The organism is Tolypothrix tenuis PCC 7101, from assembly GCF_963874875.1.
In the GTDB taxonomy this organism is placed as follows: domain Bacteria; phylum Cyanobacteriota; class Cyanobacteriia; order Cyanobacteriales; family Nostocaceae; genus Aulosira; species Aulosira tenue.
Map to the genome: position 1 here is coordinate 6,560,472 of NZ_CAWNJS010000001.1, position 14,351 is coordinate 6,574,822.

At 39.3% G+C, this 14,351-nt stretch carries 10 protein-coding genes; 6 read left to right on the plus strand and 4 right to left on the minus strand.

All coding sequences use genetic code 11. The annotated features are described in order from the left end of the window. Positions 1–193: 193 nt before the first annotated feature. Both AACU25_RS25925 and AACU25_RS25930 read left to right on the plus strand, forming a co-directional pair. A complete protein-coding gene (locus tag AACU25_RS25925) occupies positions 194–6,217 on the plus strand; it encodes a hybrid sensor histidine kinase/response regulator (protein WP_096580591.1) in 6,024 nt (2,007 codons plus the stop codon). Positions 6,218–6,290: 73 nt separating this feature from the next. Next, positions 6,291–8,294: an ATP-binding response regulator gene (locus AACU25_RS25930; RefSeq protein ID WP_096580593.1), complete on the plus strand. Its 2,004-nt coding sequence runs from the start codon at positions 6,291–6,293 to the stop codon at positions 8,292–8,294. Between the two features lie 722 nt (positions 8,295–9,016). Here AACU25_RS25930 and glgA read toward each other — a convergent pair. From glgA to AACU25_RS25945, 3 genes are all read right to left on the minus strand, one after another. Next, the gene (gene glgA, locus AACU25_RS25935) at positions 9,017–10,441 is read right to left on the minus strand and encodes a glycogen synthase GlgA (RefSeq protein ID WP_096580595.1); all 1,425 of its coding nucleotides are present in this window, start codon (positions 10,439–10,441) and stop codon (positions 9,017–9,019) included. Positions 10,442–10,556: 115 nt separating this feature from the next. Continuing rightward, positions 10,557–11,528: a hydroxymethylbilane synthase gene (gene hemC, locus AACU25_RS25940; protein WP_096580597.1), complete on the minus strand. Its 972-nt coding sequence runs from the start codon at positions 11,526–11,528 to the stop codon at positions 10,557–10,559. Between the two features lie 493 nt (positions 11,529–12,021). Further along, a complete protein-coding gene (locus tag AACU25_RS25945) occupies positions 12,022–12,444 on the minus strand; it encodes a lysozyme inhibitor LprI family protein (RefSeq protein ID WP_096580599.1) in 423 nt (140 codons plus the stop codon). Positions 12,445–12,529: 85 nt separating this feature from the next. Here AACU25_RS25945 and AACU25_RS25950 point away from each other — a divergent pair, with 85 nt between their 5' ends. Both AACU25_RS25950 and AACU25_RS25955 read left to right on the plus strand, forming a co-directional pair. Next, entirely contained in the window at positions 12,530–12,766 is a 237-nt protein-coding gene (locus AACU25_RS25950) for a type II toxin-antitoxin system Phd/YefM family antitoxin (protein WP_096580601.1), read from the plus strand. Between the two features lie 97 nt (positions 12,767–12,863). After that, entirely contained in the window at positions 12,864–13,088 is a 225-nt protein-coding gene (locus tag AACU25_RS25955; protein WP_096580603.1) for a DUF2281 domain-containing protein, read from the plus strand. Here AACU25_RS25955 and AACU25_RS25960 read toward each other — a convergent pair. Continuing rightward, entirely contained in the window at positions 13,072–13,284 is a 213-nt protein-coding gene (locus tag AACU25_RS25960) for a type II toxin-antitoxin system HicB family antitoxin (protein WP_096580605.1), read from the minus strand. The two genes, AACU25_RS25955 and AACU25_RS25960, sit on opposite strands and share 17 nt — an antisense overlap. 190 nt (positions 13,285–13,474) lie before the next feature. On the opposite strand from AACU25_RS25960, the gene AACU25_RS25965 reads away from it, so the two are divergent. Both AACU25_RS25965 and AACU25_RS25970 read left to right on the plus strand, forming a co-directional pair. Next, a complete protein-coding gene (locus AACU25_RS25965) occupies positions 13,475–13,711 on the plus strand; it encodes a hypothetical protein (RefSeq protein ID WP_339382072.1) in 237 nt (78 codons plus the stop codon). A gap of 329 nt (positions 13,712–14,040) precedes the next feature. After that, on the plus strand, positions 14,041–14,280 hold the full coding sequence (locus tag AACU25_RS25970; protein WP_321206704.1) for a hypothetical protein: 240 nt from the start codon (positions 14,041–14,043) through the stop codon (positions 14,278–14,280). The last annotated feature ends 71 nt before the right edge of the window (positions 14,281–14,351 follow it).

Genomic DNA, 14,351 nt, shown 5'->3' on the forward strand with positions numbered 1-14,351 from the left:
GACCGTAAATTATACCAATTCAAATAATGTTTGCACCAGATAAATATACTCATTTTCCCCTCGGAGGTGTTCTCCGCAGGGGATTTTGTTGCCTTTCCTTGTGCTTTTTTACCTAACTGACAACTTTGGCTAATCAGATTTTTCCTCCCCCACCTTCAAAAGCGATAGGATATTTATTTATTTGGCAGTTCCTATGAGTATTCTTATTGCAGGTTACAACCTCATCGAAGTCCTGTATGACGGTACTACTACCTGCGTTTACCGTGCTTTGCGGGAACCAGAGCAAACATCGGTAATTATTAAAACTCTCAAAGCTGAGTATCCCACTAGGCAACAACTAACTCAATTAAGGCATGAATATCAAATACTGCAAAGTCTAAATATTGCAGGTATTGTTAAACCTTTGGCAATAGAGAATTATCACAATGGTTTAGCATTAATTCTGACAGATTTTGCTGGAGAAACTCTCAATAATTTTATTAATATCCAAACTTTTGATTTAAGTCAATTTTTAAACATTGCTATTCAGTTAGCTACTATTCTTGCCGATTTACATCAAAATAATATTATTCATAAAGATATTAAGCCACAAAATATTTTAATTAATCCGCAAACAAACCAAGTAGAAATTATCGACTTTAGTATCTCATCATATTTATTCAGCGAAACTCAAAATCCTAGCGATCCTAATTTTTTAGAAGGTACCCTCGCCTATATGTCGCCAGAACAAACAGGCAGGATGAACCGTGCAATTGATTATCGTACTGACTTTTACTCTTTAGGTGTCACTTTTTATGAAATGTTAACGAGTCAGTTACCTTTCCAAGTTAATGACTCTTTAGAATTAGTTCATTGCCATATTGCCAAAACTCCCGTATCACCTCAAGAAATTAACTCTAATATTCCTCCAGTAGTTGCGGATATTGTAATGAAGTTATTAGCGAAAACTGCTGAGGATAGATATCAAAATGCTTTGGGACTCAAAGCAGATTTAGAAGAATGCCTACGACAACTACAAGCAACAAAACAAATTGCCCATTTCCAGATTGGTCAACTTGATTTATCTAGCCAATTTCTCATTCCCCAAAAACTTTATGGGCGCGAGGCAGAAGTTGCGATGCTGATAAATGCATTTGAGCGCGTCAGCCTTGGGGCAACAGAGATGATGTTAGTAAGTGGGTATTCTGGTATAGGAAAATCCTGCTTGGTCAATGAAGTTCATAAACCTATAGTTCGCCAACATGGATATTTTATTTCGGGTAAATTTGACCAATTTAAACGGAATATTCCCTACGCTTCTTTGATACAAGCTTTTCAAGAATTAATTCGGCAACTATTAACAGAAAGTAGCGAGCAAATTGCCAATTGGCAAGCAAAGCTTTTAGCTGCTTTGGGTAATAATGGCCAAATTATTATTGATGTAATTCCTGATGTTGAAAGAATTATTGGTACACAACCAGAGGTGCCGCAATTAGGCCCTACTGAATCGCAAAACCGATTTAATCGCCTGTTTCAGCAATTTATTCATGTATTTTGTCAACCTGAACATCCGTTGGTGGTGTTCTTGGATGATTTACAGTGGGCAGATTCAGCTTCATTAAAGTTAATTCAACTGCTGACGCATAATCCAGATAGTCAATATTTATTACTGATTGGTGCCTATCGAAATAATGAAGTTAATGAAGCTCATCCGTTGATTTCATTTTTAGAAGCAATGCAAAAATCTGGTGTAGTTATTAATAATATTTTGTTGCAGCCATTGGCGATTTCTCATGTTACTCAATTACTCAGTGATACTTTGCACAATAACTCAGAGAACTTAGCAATATTAGCTGATTTACTGTTCAATAAAACTCAAGGTAATCCTTTTTTCTTAACCCAGCTACTCAAATCACTTTATCAAGATAACTTATTGTCATTTAATTTTAGTGATAGGTATTGGCAGTGGGATATCCAGCTTTTACAAAATATTGATATCACTGATAATGTGATTGAATTAATGGTCAGCCAGATTCAAAAGCTGTTACCGAATACAAAGAATGCTTTAAAGTTAGCTGCTTGTATTGGGGATAAATTTTCTTTAGAAGTTCTGGCAACTGTTAATAAAACAGATCAGTTAGCAACAGCCACAGATTTATGGGAAGCTCTGCAAGCAGGTTTAATATTACCCTTAAACAATTCCTCAATAATCCCCCTCCAATTTGAGCAAAAAGAAATCAATAATAGCGAACCAACAATTACATATAGATTCTTACATGACCGAGTACAGCAAGCAGCATATTCTCTGATTCCCGATGAGCAGAAGAAAGCAACACACCTCAAAATTGGTCAATTAATGCTGCAAAATGCAACTCCAGAAGAACGCAAAGAAAATATATTTGCGCTAGTAAATCAACTCAATTATGGTATTGAACTACTGACATCTGAGTCAGAAAAATATGAACTAGCTCAACTTAACCTCTTAGCAGGGCAAAAAGCGAAAGCAGCGACAGCCTATGATGCAGCCGTGCGTTATTTCAATGTCGGTTTGAAATTGTTGCCTGTTAATAGCTGGTATCAGCAATATGAATTAACATTAGCTCTGCATCAAGAAACAGCAGAAGCAGTATTTCTGACTGGTGATTTTGAGCAAATGGAGCAACTGATTCAGGTAGTTCTGCAACGAGCAAAATCGCAATTGCATAAAGTGAATGTCTATGAGTTGCGAATTAAAAGTTGTGAAGTCCAAAGAAAACTTTTGGAAGCCGTAAAACTAGGTTTAGAAGCTATAGAAATATTAGGAGTAAAACTGCCTGAATCACCAACTCCTTTAGATGTTCAGCAAGCTATTAAGGAAACAACAGCTAATTTAGCCGTTCAAGGCATAGAAAATTTAGTTAATCTACCTATAATGACAGATGCAGAGAAGCTAGCAGCATTTCGGTTAATAGTAAGTTTAGTGCCTGCGGCTTATCAGTCTGCACCGACATTATTTATTTTGATGGCTTGTCAGCAAGTAAATTTATCAATTCAACATGGAATTACTTCCTTATCTGTTAGCGGCTTTGCTGATTATGGAATTCTGTTTGGCGGTATTTTACAAGATATAGAAGCTGCTGATAAATTTGGACAAGTGGCTTTAAATCTATTAGATAGGTTAGATACTCATGAGGTGAGAAGTAAAACCTTATTTAAAGTTGCAACCTTCATTTTGCCTTGGAAACATCATGTTAGAGAAACATTACCACTTTTAGAAAATGCTTATCATAGCGGTTTAGAATATGGAGATTTAATCCATGCGGGATATGCAGCTAGTAATAAGTGTCAATATGCTTATTGGAGCGGTTCTGAGCTAAAAAGCTTAGAACAGGAAATGGCCAAATGTAGTCAGGCGATCGCTCAAATTAATCAAGAAACAGCGCTCAATTGGCATCAGATATTTCATCAAGCAGTTTTAAATTTAATTGGAGAGTCGGAACATCCTTGTCGTTTAGTGGGCGACGCTTATGATGAAGAGGAATTTTTGCCAGTTCATATTCAATTCAATGAGCGAACAGTCATTCATTATGTATTCTTGAATAAATTAATTCTGTGCTACCTATTTGGGGAATTTTCTCCAGCTGTGGCATATGCTAGCCAAGCCCAACAGTATTTAGATGGGGTAATTGGCTGGTTAATGGTACCGTTGTTTCATTTTTATGATTCTTTAGCACAATTAGCAATATATTCATCACTCCCACAACCACAACAACAAGAGTTATTAACTAGAGTCATTAATAATCAAGCAAAAATGCAGAAATGGGCGCATTCTGCCCCGATGAATCATTTACACAAATTTTATTTAGTAGAAGCCGAACGTCATCGTGTTTTAGACGAAAAAGTAGAGGCGGCTGAGATGTACGATCGCGCGATCGCACTTGCCAAAGACAACGATTATGTCAACGAAGAAGCACTAGCCTGGGAACTGGCTGCTAAATTTTATCTATCATGGGGTAGGCAAACCATTGCCCGCACGTACATGACTAATGCTTACCACGCCTATAGCCGTTGGGGAGCGATCGCTAAAATCAAAGATTTAGAAATCCGCTATCCACAATTAATTACAATATCGCCAAATACACAAAATCTAGAACTTAATTATCAAGAACTTAATCAGGCATATTTCCCAATCATAGGCAGAACTCAAAGTCTCGATTTGATGACTGTGATGAAAGCTTCTCAAGCTCTTTCCTGCGAAATTGTTTTAAGCAAGTTGCTGGCTAATTTGATGCGGATTTTAATTGAAAATGCAGGTGCAGAAAAGGGATTTTTAATTTTAGAAAAAGCTGGTAAGTTACAGATAGAAGCTTCAGGCAGTATCGAGCAAGATGACATAAATGTTGAGCAATCGCTACCTATAGAAAGCAGTCAGCAGTTGCCAATATCGATTATTAACTATGTGCAAAGAACTCAGAAAGATGTAGTTTTGAATAATGCCACGAGCGAAGCTGTATTTCATCTCGATAGTTATATTGTTAACCAAAAGCCAAAATCTATTTTATGTACGCCAATTGTGAATCAAGGAAAGCTGATTGGCATTCTGTATTTAGAAAATAACTTAACCACTGGGGCATTTACACCAGAAGGTTTGGAAGTGTTACAGCTTTTATCATCACAAGCAGCCATTTCCATTGAAAATGCGCGTCTTTATCAAGATTTAGCAGAATATAACCGTACCCTAGAAATGAGGGTAGAAGAGCGAACTCTAGAATTACAAGGGAAAAATTTACAACTACAACAAGAAATCCGCGATCGCCAACGCGCTGAAGAAGTAGCAGAAACCGCTAACCGCGCTAAAAGTCAGTTCCTCGCTAGCATGAGTCATGAACTGCGTACACCCCTAAATGGGATTTTAGGTTACACACAAATTCTCAATAAAAATCCCACCTTAACTGCTGAACAAAAGAATGGTATCAAAATCATTCATCAATGTGGGGAACATTTACTGACGCTGATTAACGATATTTTAGATTTATCGAAAATTGAAGCTGGAAAATTAGAACTTTATCCTACAGAATTTTCTTTGCCAGAATTTCTAGAAAGTATTGTCCAAATTTGCCGTATCCGTAGCGAACAAAAAGGCATCGCCTTAGTTGATCATCAACTATCAGTTTTACCGAAAGTTGTACGAGCCGATGAGAAAAGGTTAAGGCAAGTTTTAATTAATTTACTCAGTAATGCTGTCAAATTTACCGAAAAAGGCACTGTCAGATTTCAAGTAGGCTATCATGCAGAAAAATTAAGGTTTCAAGTAGCAGACACAGGTATAGGTATAGCTGAGGAGCAATTAGAAGAAATATTTTTACCTTTTAAGCAGGTAGGAGAAGATAGCCGCAAGACAGAAGGTACAGGTTTAGGATTAGCAATTAGCCGTCAATTAGTGGAGATGATGGGTGGTGAACTTAAGGTGAAAAGTACCTTAGGTAAAGGTAGTATTTTCTGGGTAGACTTAGATTTGGCTGAGGTCGCTTATCCGACGAATGTTAAGAAAATTGTTGAACGTCAGATTACTGGTTTTGTTAGTGATAAAAAGAAAGTTTTAGTAGTAGATGATAAATCCTCAAATCGTTCTGTTTTAGTCAATTTACTCCAGCCTTTAGGTTTTGAAGTTTTAGAAGCAACAGATGGCTTAGACTGTCTGAATAAAGCATTAGAATTTCAGCCAGCTTTGATTTTTATGGACTTGGTAATGACTGTAATGGATGGTTTTGAAGCCACCCGTCGCCTGAGAATGTTACCAAACTTTAAAGAAGTAGTAGTAATTGCTATATCAGCAAGTGTGTTTGAGTTTGAACAAAAGCAAAGTCTAGAAGTAGGCTGTAATGATTTTCTGCCTAAACCATTCCGAGTGGCAGAACTGTTAGAAAAGTTAAGGATTCACTTAGGTTTGTCATGGATTTATGAAGATGTAGAAACAGATCAAACTCAACAAAAAAATGTTAATGTAAAAACAAAAAACCAAAACTTACAACTAATTCCTCCGTCAGCAGAGGAAATAGCAATTTTGCTAGATTTGGCAATGAAGGGGGATTTGAGAAGTATTGCCCAAAGAGCAGCAAAATTAGAAGGGTTGGACGAGCAACTATTACCGTTTACCAATCATTTGCACCAACTCGCTAAAGAGTTTAAAGGAAAACAAATCGTAGATTTTATTAAACAATATTCTCCGGTAACAGATAGTAATTTGCTTGACGATTGATTGTAATGAAGTGGGATTACGGATGTGGAATCACAGAATTGCTGACCTCTGCCAGGTTTAAAAATGAGGTTTTATGAACGCGGATATGAATCATCAAGGTGTCATCTTAATTGTTGATGACAACCCAACTAATTTAGAAATGTTATTTGATTTTTTAGCCAATGCAGGATTTACTGTTTTGGTGGCAGAAGATGGTGAAAGCGCGATCGCACGTGCTGAATATGCTCCACCAGACCTGATTCTGTTAGATATACTCATGCCAGGAATGGATGGTTTTGAAACCTGTTGTCATTTAAAAGCCAATCCCTTAACACAGGATATTCCCATCATTTTCATGACTGCACTTACAGAAACAGTAGATAAGGTTAAAGGCTTGAGTTTGGGAGCAGTCGATTACATTACTAAACCGCTACAGCATGAAGAAGTTTTAGCGCGGATTGAATTGCATCTCCAGCTGCGTAACTTAACCAAGACACTGCAAGAGCAAAATCAGCGTTTGGAGAGAGAAATTTCTGAGCGCCAGCAAGCAGAACAAAAAGTTCATCAACAAGCTGCTTTGCTCGATATCGCTACAGATGCAATTATTGTTCAAAATTGGGACAATCATATTAGCTTTTGGAACCAAGGCGCAGAAAATTTATACGGTTGGTCAGCTACAGAAGTAATTGGCGAAAATATTAATCAGCTGATTTATCAAGCGCAAATCTTACCCCAACTAGAAAATATCCGCGAAAGCCTAGCAGCAGGTGGTTGCTGGTACGGGGAATTACAGCAAATTACCAAACAAAATCACACAATTATTGTTGCCAGTCGTTGGACTTTAATGCGCGATCGCAATGGACAACCGCAATCGATTTTGGCAGTTAATACTGATATTACAGAAAAAAAACAATTAGAAAGTCAATTTCTCCGCGCTCAACGCTTAGAGAGTTTGGGTACCCTTGCTGGTGGCATTGCCCATGACCTTAACAATATCCTGACACCGATTTTATCAGCAGCACAACTGCTACAACTAAAACGCTCTCCCAGTGAAGAGTGGAGTCAGCAAATGTATAGAACCATCGAAAGCAACTGTAAACGCGGAGCCGCTTTAGTCAAGCAAGTGCTACATTTTGCACGGGGGGTTGAAGGTAAGCGTTCAATTGTGGTTATTAACCATTTGTTCTTAGAAATTGAGCAAATTATTAATAGTACATTTCCCAAATCCATTGAATTTTCTTCAGATATTAACCCCAATTTATGGGCGGTAATTGGAGATGCCACACACTTGCATCAAGTGCTGATGAATCTCACCGTTAATGCTCGTGATGCCATGCCGAATGGTGGTAGCCTCACTATTTCTGCGAAAAATTTCTTAGTTGATGAACAATACGCCCGGATGAATCTCGAGGCTAGTATTGGCCCCTATATTGTAATTACTGTTGCGGATACAGGAATTGGGATGTCGCCAGAGATTTTAGATAGAATATTTGAGCCATTTTTTACTACTAAAGAGGTTGGTAAAGGTACAGGCTTAGGGCTTTCAACCGTCAGAGGTATTATCAAAAGTCACGGTGGTTTTATTAACGTCCATAGCGAAATTGGTAAAGGCACAGAATTTAAATTATTTGTACCAGCCGTAGAGACTATGGCAACATCATTAGCTGAAAATGTTGAACTGCCAAATGGTAACAGAGAATTAATTTTAGTAGTAGATGACGAAGATGAAATTCTTGAAACCACCAAGATTTCTTTAGAAACTTATAACTACAGAGTGCTAACTGCCAGCAATGGGATTGAAGCGATCGCACTCTATGCCCGCTACCAAGATAATATTAGTGTGGTTTTGGTAGATATGATGATGCCATTAATGGATGGCGAAACCACAATTCGCACATTGCAAAAAATGAATTCACAAGTGAAGATTATTGCTGTTAGTGGTTTGGTAGGCAGCAATAAAATAGCCAAAGATGCAACTATCAACAAATTTATTTCTAAGCCCTACACCACTCAAGAGTTATTGCAAACTTTGCATGAGGTTCTTTACCAAGGGCTATATTTTGCAGATGCACCGACAATACCTAATTTTGGATTTTAGATTTTAGATTGAGAATTGAATTATACAAATTCATCATTCTATAAATTTACCAAATTGGAGAATTTCAGGTTTTGATTAATCAATCCTTGGATGGCATACAATACCGTTCGGATAAGACAATTGATTGACATTTAAATCCTGTAGAGACGCGATAAATCGCGTCTCTACAACCCCAAAATTATGACGAAAAATTCTTAACCGAACCGTATCGGATGGCATATAGATCCGCACGAATAAGGGTTTAGCAGTGCTCACTGGTGTCAACTTAACGTGAAACCCGCTTGTTTGCAAGGTTTCGCCCTCACCCCCAGCCCCTCTCCCTCAGGGCTATCCATTACCCGGATCTTTCTCAACATTTACGAGAGTATTCACTCACGCTTTTTATAACCCTGATTCCTTCGTCATCAATTCTCAATAAAAACCTAATTTTAGCGAGAAGACTAAGAGTTAATCTGTCAAGTATGTTTGACACCTCAGTGTTCAAGATGCCCACAAAATAAGCATTTCAAGATTGTAAAGAAAGATGTGACTAATGGATAGCCCAGGGAGAGGGGAGCAAGAGATTCAATTCCCCTTCTCCCTGAGGGAGAAGGGGTTAGGGGATGAGGGCGCGAGAGATTTGCACAACACTCGCCGTATATAGCTTTTAGCTTAAGTTGACACCAATGAGCACTGCTAAACCCCTACAGTAGGATACTCAGAACTCAGAACTCAGCACTTTCCTATACCGCCTCATTTAGCACCAACTCTGGTTGAGGTGCTTCCTCTTCCTCCGGTAAGCCGTAAATGGATCTATACAGCTTCACGTATTGCTTGGCGGATTGATACCAGCTGAAATCCTGAGTCATGCCACGTTTTTGCAATTCCTGCCATTGAGGTTTGAAACGGAAACCTTCCCAGGCGCGGATCATGCAGGTGAACAAATCCAGGGGTTCATATCGGTCAAAACAATAACCAGTACCTGCATCGTTCATGGGGTCGAAATGGGATACAGTGTCAACTAATCCCCCTGTACGGCGCACAATGGGCACAGAACCGTAACGCAAAGCCATCATTTGGCTGATACCGCAGGGTTCAAAGCGGCTAGGCATTAAAAAGGCATCTGTACCAGCATAGATGCGGCGAGACAAAGCATCGTTATACAGCAGGTAAGTTGCCATGCGTCCGGGGTAACGGGATGCTAATTGCCACATTTGGGTTTCGTAGTAGCGATCGCCTGTCCCTAACAACACAAATTGCGCGTCAGTATATGCAAGGAAGCGATCGAGGATTTGGATGACTAAATCCAAACCTTTTTGCTCTACTAACCTAGTTACCATGCCAATTAAAAAGGCGTTGGAATTAACTTCTAATCCTACTTCTTCTTGCAGCCCAATTTTATTAGCTTTACGTTTATCTAAAGTATCAGTAGTAAAGGTTTGGGCAATATACTTGTCGTTTGCTGGGTTATAAACTTCTGTATCGATGCCGTTAATAATCCCAGATAATTTACCGCTAATAAAAGACAGCAAACCTTCGATGGTTTCTCCGTAAGCGGGTGTTTTAATTTGCTCGGCGTAGGTGGGAGAAACTGTATTTACTCTATCGGCAAATTGCACCGCAGCTGCCATTGTGTTGTGTCCTTGCATATACCAAGGACACCAAGTAATTTTTTCTAAATACCAACGCCAAGGCCCTTGATAAGCCAAGTTATGAATAGTAAATACGCTGGTAATATCTGGATCTTGGTTCATCCACACCGGAATCATGCCAGTATGCCAGTCATGACAGTGGACAATTTCTGGCTTCCAGTAATTCCAGCAAAACTCAGCCGCACCATTGGCAAATAAAGTGAACCGCCAATCTTCATCTTCTCCTGAATAAATGCGGCGAGGCATAAAAGCAGGATGTCCAAACAAATACAAGGGAACATCAGTACCAGGGAGAATGCTTTCGTAAACAGCAAAGTCCTGAAACATGGCATATCCCCGCCAGATGGGTTCCTTGGGAATCTCCATTTTGTCTGGCAGGAAGCCATAGTAAGGCAAGAATATGCGTACATCATGCCCCATTTGTCTCAAGATTTTGGGCAATGCGCCGACAACATCACCCATTCCACCAACTTTTGCAACAGGAGCTGCCTCTGCTGCAACAAATAGAATCCGCATGGTATTATATGTTTCCCCGATTCTGCCTACACAGTGATCAGTTTTCAGTTACTCAGTTATCACTGTTTCACTGTTCACTGATTACTTATCTAACCATATCAGGTTGCGGAATAGCTTAAGAACCTCTTTGGATTTCAGTAAAGATGACATCCAAAATTTCTTGCGCGCCTTGTTGACGCAACAGATTTGCTAGTTCTGTACCTAACTGTTCGGCATTTTTGGCTTCTCCGCTGACGGTATCTTTAACCAGTTTTTGCCCGTCTACACTAGCAACGATTCCGGTTAATGTTAATTGGTCACCATTAATTTCAGTGTTAACACCGATGGGAACTTGGCAACCACCTTCCAAATCGCGTAAGAAAGCGCGTTCAGCTAAACAGCGATCGCGTGTTTGGGGATGTTCGATAGCTTTCAGGAGAGATATCAACTCGGTATCATCAGCACGGCATTCTATACCCAATGCACCTTGACCTACAGCATGAAGCGAAATTTCTTTTGGTAGAATTTGGTGAACGCGATCGCTCATTCCCAATCGCTCTAAACCTGCAACTGCCAAAATCAACGCGTCATACTCACCCGCATCTAATTTAGCCATGCGTGTATTCAAATTTCCCCGTACATCCTTAAATGTAAAGTGGGGGAACTGATTGCGTAACTGTGCCAAGCGCCGCAGAGAAGATGTACCGATTACCGCACCCTCTGGTAAGGTATCAATTGTCTGACCTTTATACTTTTCGTGCAACACCAAAGCATCTGCTGGGTTTTCCCGTTCGGTAATTGCTGCTAATGTTAACCCTTCTGGTAAATTAGTAGGCAGATCCTTAAGGGAATGAACCGCAAAGTCAATTTCCTGATTGAGCATTCCCACTTCTAATTCTTTGGTGAATAAACCTTTATCACCAATCTTGGCTAATGCTACATCCAGGATTTTGTCGCCTTGGGTAGACATGGTATGGACTTCAAAAGCAATCTCAGGATAGCTTTTTTGGAGTTGCTCTTTTACCCAGTGGGTTTGAACCAGAGCAAGTTGACTCTTACGAGAACCAATACGAATTGTGCGTGTAGGACTGGAAACAGCTGAAGTCATAAAACAAAATGTCAAACAAGGCGATAAATTCACTCTCATCTAGACTACCGCAGTGAGTGACTTACCGGATGCTAATTGCTTAATTTCGATTAAGTTTAATTGCGATTTTCTTTACATTTATTTACCAAATAAACGATGAAGTGAAAATGTGTACAAGTCAATTTTCAGTAGGGTGTGTTACGGCTATGAAAGGATATCGGACACAGAGACAATGATATTTAGTCGTAACGCACCATCTTTATAAATAACCTCTAAGGATAAACGATGAAGTGAAAATGTGTACAAGTCAATCTTAGTAGGGTGTGTTACGGCTATAAAAGGATATCGGACACAGAGACAATGATATTTAGCCGTAACGCACCATCAATGAGGTGGTGCGTTAGGCGCTAGGATATTTCTTTCGCGACAAATCATATTGAAAACAAGCGTCTAACACACCCTACATTAATCTTATTTAATTTCCCCTTTCCCCCTTCCCCCTCATCCTTCAGTATTAACGATCTGAATTAAGATATTCCTGTAATTGTTGAGTACGTTGCTGTGTAGTCTTCTCCAAGCAACCAAAATAAATACTAGGTGCAATAGTTCCGCCTTCATATTGGCTTCTTTCAAACTCACAACTAGCATCACGAAACTTAATCCATGCTTGCTGTGCAGTAATTAATTTCTTCTTGCTGGAACTAGATAAAGTCGGCACAAGTTTTTGATAAACCTGATTCAATTTTTTATCAGCATTCTGATAGGATATCTGCGCGCATTGATTAATCTCAACTTGAGTTTGGGCGTTATTACAGTTGAGCTTTTGCGCTAATTGTATCTTTGAAGTTTCCTGTGTTGGGCTTGCCATTGCCAAAGTGCCAATAGACAAGCTGCTGAGGGGAATAATACTGAAAAAATATGGTAAAAAACGATTCATAATATTTTGAAAGTTACGTGTATGTATCAAAATAGCATAAAATTAAGGTAAGCTTTAATAGAAGACTGCGGCTGGAGATTAACTCATGAAAACTATTGATATTACCCAAGCCCTGACGGAAATGTCAGATTTAATTGAAAAAGCAGTCGATGGTGAAGAAATTATTATTACCAAAAACAATCAGCCAATAGTCAAATTGGTTTCCTTACAACCTCTCCCTCAACGTCCTCCACTTTTTGGCAGCGATTATGGCTTAATTTCCATTACTGATGATTTTGATGAACCTTTAGAAGAATTTTTTAATTTGTTGCAATTAAAGTAATGTTGGCTACACATAAAATTATTCGTAGGGACACAACAGGTTGTGTAGGCAATATTGTGAGTTGATGCGATCGCACGCATAATCATGGGGAAATGTTATGAATCTTGAACAAGCTGTGTTATACAAATTGCGCCAGCTACCTATAGATAAGCAACAAGAATTATTGGATTTTGCAGAATTTCTGTACCAAAAAACTACTAAAAAACCTGCTTTACTAAGTGTTATAGGGTTATGTACTGATTTAAAGGTAGATATTAAAGAAGAGGATATTGCTCATGCACGCCAAGAAATGTGGGGGAATTTTCCTAAAGATATTGATTAAAGACAGTGAAATTGTGAATCGATGCGATCGCACTTTTACTACTATTTGCGACTTCTAACCAGCCTTCTATTGCATCTTTTAAATTACTTAATACCTCCTCCATTGTCTCACCTTCAGTAATACAACCGGGAAGTGCTGGAACTTCAGCCCAATAGCCACCTTCTTCTGCTGGATGAATAATTGCTTTTATTTTCATCGGCTTTGCTTTTCTTGGCTTATATTCAATTATCCAGTTTTTCGGATTCTAGGGCAAACAAAAAACGTAATCAATCACAGGGCGATGTCTACGACAAGCCGCTTTGCGTCTACGCATTTTCACCCATACAGCAAAATTGTAAATCAGTGCGATCGCATTCTCTCTCAATAAAATCGCGATCAAAGTCGTGTTGAGCGTCTTCAATGTCGATCTAATCGCCTTCAACATCGTGTTGAACGTCTTCAATATCGATCTGATCGCGCTCAATATCGTGTTGAGCGTCTTCAATGTCGATCTGATCGCGCTCAATATCGTGTTGAGCGTCTTCAATGTCGATCTGATCGCGATCAAAGTCGTGTTGAGCGTCTTCAATGTCGATCTGATCGCGATCAAAGTCTATCTGATCGCATTATCACTCAGAAAGTGAAATTATGAGTGGGTGCGATCGCTTAACGCAGGGATGCAAGAAAGTGGAGAAATAACAAATAACAAATGACAAATACAGCGTATTTTAGATAAATGAGGTAAGCGGGTAGGGGCATGGCACTACCCACACGTGTCAACTTAACTTGAAACCCGCTTGGTTGCAAGGTTTCGCCCTCACCCCCAGCCCCTCTCCCTCAGGGAGATGGGAGCAAGAGATTCAATTCCCCTTCTCCCTGAGGGAGAAGGGGTTAGGGGATGAGGGCGCGAGGTATTTGTACAACACGCGTCGTATATAGCTCTTAGCTTAAGTTGATACGTAAGGGCACTGCCATGCCCTTACAATTATCTGTACCTCACCAACTTGCAATCTGCTGTAACTATCGACCGCAAGCAAAGCCAGAGAAACGGAATTATTGGGGTAGCCGCTTTTTAACGTCGGTAATTAAGGGCGCTAAACCCAAAAAGTCTTCACCGGGACAGATGAGTTTACCTTGGGACAACCAGAGAGTAACAGAATCTACAGAGGTGCATGAGGTAGCAGAAAAATTTATTCACGCAAACTGCGATTAACCTCTAGTGCCAGATATCGGATTTATAAAATGCTGATGATTACGTAAAACAAGAGGAGGAAAGAAATATTT

Bases quoted from the DNA above. Each gene is read 5' to 3' on its own strand.
- AACU25_RS25925 (WP_096580591.1), top strand. From the start codon at position 194: ATGAGTATTCTTATTGCAGGTTACAACCTCATCGAAGTCCTGTATGAC.
- AACU25_RS25930 (WP_096580593.1), top strand. From the start codon at position 6,291: ATGAACGCGGATATGAATCATCAAGGTGTCATCTTAATTGTTGATGAC.
- glgA (WP_096580595.1), bottom strand. From the start codon at position 10,441: ATGCGGATTCTATTTGTTGCAGCAGAGGCAGCTCCTGTTGCAAAAGTT.
- hemC (WP_096580597.1), bottom strand. From the start codon at position 11,528: ATGACTTCAGCTGTTTCCAGTCCTACACGCACAATTCGTATTGGTTCT.
- AACU25_RS25945 (WP_096580599.1), bottom strand. From the start codon at position 12,444: ATGAATCGTTTTTTACCATATTTTTTCAGTATTATTCCCCTCAGCAGC.
- AACU25_RS25950 (WP_096580601.1), top strand. From the start codon at position 12,530: ATGAAAACTATTGATATTACCCAAGCCCTGACGGAAATGTCAGATTTA.
- AACU25_RS25955 (WP_096580603.1), top strand. From the start codon at position 12,864: ATGAATCTTGAACAAGCTGTGTTATACAAATTGCGCCAGCTACCTATA.
- AACU25_RS25960 (WP_096580605.1), bottom strand. From the start codon at position 13,284: ATGAAAATAAAAGCAATTATTCATCCAGCAGAAGAAGGTGGCTATTGG.
- AACU25_RS25970 (WP_321206704.1), top strand. From the start codon at position 14,041: ATGCCCTTACAATTATCTGTACCTCACCAACTTGCAATCTGCTGTAAC.